The organism is Otoolea muris (assembly GCF_943193115.1).
Lineage (GTDB): Bacteria > Bacillota > Clostridia > Lachnospirales > Lachnospiraceae > Otoolea > Otoolea muris.
This window is the reverse complement of sequence record NZ_CALPCY010000145.1, coordinates 1-1,538: the sequence shown is the minus strand read 5'-3', so window position 1 is coordinate 1,538 and position 1,538 is coordinate 1. Positions and strand designations below refer to the sequence as shown.

Here is a 1,538-nt window from a genome sequence, read left to right as displayed (position 1 = left end):
CGGCAGTACCACATCTTCGTAGAGCGGTGCCTGCCGTCTTCTAATTTATAGTCCTCTTTCTCGCGCTTGTTGGAGCGCTCCACGGAAGTTCTTCTATCATATTCCGTTTCCCATGCTTTAGAGTCCCTTGGCGGTATGTTAAATAACCTTGGATTGTCATCAGTAAAGATGTGTACGGTTCTGCCATATTTCGCCGGTGAACAAGGGTGTTCACAGAAGCAGCCACGTTTCCGGTTTGATTTTGGGCAGCGGTATTTTGCCCGGTGTTTGGCAGCTTCATATCCATCTTTATGCATACGTAAGCCCAACTTACAGGCAGGGACACCATCGTCATCGATTGTAAAATCGTCCTTATAGGTAAAATGCCCGGTATGTCCGGGATTGAGGTCGATAAACGGTGTGATATGTTCCCGTCTGCAGTATTCATAAACAGCGTAAGCGTCGTGTGCAGAATCCAGAAGGAGCTTTTCAATCTGGAATTCCGGAAGATACGCTTTCATGGTGAAAAAGGAATGCAGGAAGGAAAGCATGTCATGCCGGGAGGCCCGTTCTAAAAGCGGAAACACAGGGAGATCGCTGAAGGAATCGGAAGCCACATACATGTAGAGGTGGTAGCCGAAGAAATAACATTCCCGGTGGGAGTCCCATCCCCAGTTACAGTCGGGCTGGGAATAATGGCGTTTACAGTCACAAGAAGAACGGCCTTTCTCCTTACAATGGCAAATGCGCTTTTTCCGCTGCTGTGCGGCAGTACGGACAGGGGTGCCGTCACCGGCAAGAGCCAGGTGCCGGGGATTAATCAGCCCCCTGTGGATGGATAGGTCCAGGAACTGCTGCTGATAAAGCCGGAAAATAAGGAAGAAGGGATTTTGCGGTTTTAACTGCCAGTGTTCCAGCAGGGGAAGAAGCTTGGAAGCTATGCTGGAAGAGTCGCAGGGAGTCTTATCACCTTTCTTTTTGCCTTTGGGAGTTTTCTTTATCTTAGGGAACCGGTCTTTCGGGGAAAGGTTGTTGGAGTCATGCTGCCAGATGCGGGAAAAGAAATCATAAAAAGTACCGACACCAGGGGTATTCCCGAAAGAGAAACCGCTGAGGATGGCATAAAGCGGAGTTTCCTTAAGCATGCGGCACCAGACAGTGATGGAAGTAACTTTCAGTTTCAAAGCAAGCAGATAGGAGCGCAGCATGCAGGAAGGGAGCCTTGGTTCCGGGCCAAAAACAGAGTAACATTCCTGCATGATAGAATCCGTCTTGGAAAGATCGAGATACCAGAACTGCACGATATAATCCCAAGTGCTTTTGGGAAGCACAAAGGGATCCGGGTAAAATTTAAGGAACTGGGATACGAAAGTATCCTGAAAGGCGGCATGACCGCCAGGATTATAAGGTAACATCAAAAATCGCCTCCAATCAAAAAAATGTACTTTTTGATCAAGGGCGCGAAGCGCCGCATTTTTTGATTGGTTTGTCAAGTGTTTTTGAGAAAAAAGTGGGTGATTTTTGAAAAATAGGTTCTGAAAGCCCCATGAAATAAGGGC

The 1,538-nt window shown here is 47.7% G+C and carries 1 protein-coding gene; it reads right to left on the bottom strand.

Features of this window, described 5'->3' with window-relative positions; genetic code table 11:
- Positions 1-1,394: hypothetical protein (locus NFS31_RS26685; RefSeq protein ID WP_251502095.1), on the bottom strand; the 1,394-nt coding region annotated here is incomplete at its 3' end.
- Positions 1,395-1,538: the final 144 nt, after the last annotated feature.